The organism is bacterium, assembly GCA_024226335.1.
Classification (GTDB): domain Bacteria; phylum Myxococcota_A; class UBA9160; order SZUA-336; family SZUA-336; genus JAAELY01.
Window position 1 is genome coordinate 1 of sequence record JAAELY010000552.1, and the last position, 1242, is coordinate 1242.

Here is a 1242-nt window from a genome sequence, read left to right on the forward strand (position 1 = left end):
GCCGTTCCGATCGGTCATCGAGGCAATGCGGCCCTCGGCATCGTAGGTCTGGGCTCGGGCCGTTCCATCAGGAAAGATCTCGGTTATCCGCCTGTCATTGAGATCGTACTTGGAAATGGTGGCGCGGCCCAGCGTGTCGGTGACCTTAGCGATCTTTCCCGTCTGAGTGTACTCTTTGCGCTCGATCGAGCCGTCGGGATAGGTGGTCGTCGTCACTCGCCCCAAGGCGTCGCGCTCGAAGGTCGTCAACAGCTCCTCCATCCCGCCATCGGGCTTTGTGCGAATCGTAGATCGGGCCATAAAGTCACCATTCGAATTGTAGGTGAAGGAAGTCTCCACGCCAAGTGGCTCTATCGTTCGGGTCCGGCGGCCGAAGGCGTCGTATTCATGCTGCAACGTGTTGCCCAATGCGTCAGTTTCTGTCAGGAGATTCCCGGCCGCGTCATAGGCGAAGCTCATCACGCCTCCCAGGTCATCCACGGCGCTCAGTTGGTTGCCCCGGCTGTCATATGAGCTCGTCAAAACAACGCCCACTGGATCGGTTTCCGACAAACGATTCCCTCGCGAGTCATAGGTGTATTCGAATCCGTTGTTCAAGGCGTCAGTCACCGTTATGAGATCACCGTCGCTATCGTAACTCAGAGTCGTCTTGTTTCCCAGAGGATCTTGCTCCGAAAGCATTCGATTTTCTTCGCCGAAGGTTCGAATCGTCGTTTGACCCAGTTCGTCGGTCTCGCGCACGACGTTGCCGTGAGCGTCATATTCCAGCACCCGCGAAGCACCCAGCCGATCGGTGACGATCTCGCGGCGGTTGGTGAGCTCATGAACGAGCTCGATCACCTTGCCAAGAGCGTCGATATGGCGCACGAGACGCCCCTCGGCGTCGTACTCGTTGCGGATCGGCTTGACGCCGCGCGGATCCTCGATGTCGCGCAGGCGATGGTCCTCGTATGTGAAGCGGGTGACGGCGCTGGCACGGTCGGTGAAGCTGGCGAGGTCTCCCTGCGCGCCGTAGCCGTAGGACATGACCCGATCCATCGGGTCGGTGATGCGTTCGATCCGGCCCTGAGCGTCGCGCTCGAAGGCGATGCCTTTACCGCTCGAGTGGATGATGCCGTCCGGCGTGATGGTCAACTGGTTGCCGTTCAGATCCTCGAGCTTTGTCACGCCGTCTGCAAGGTCGAGCTCGAAGATCCGGCCGTCGCGGGTGGTCAGGCGCACCTCCTCGGGCTCGTAGAGAGC

General features: G+C 60.1%; 1 protein-coding gene. It reads right to left on the reverse strand.

The annotated features are described in order from the left end of the window. Window positions 1-1221 (reverse strand): RHS repeat protein (locus GY725_27015; protein MCP4007851.1); only part of this gene is annotated, 1221 nt, incomplete at its 3' end. Between the last annotated feature and the right edge of the window lie 21 nt (window positions 1222-1242).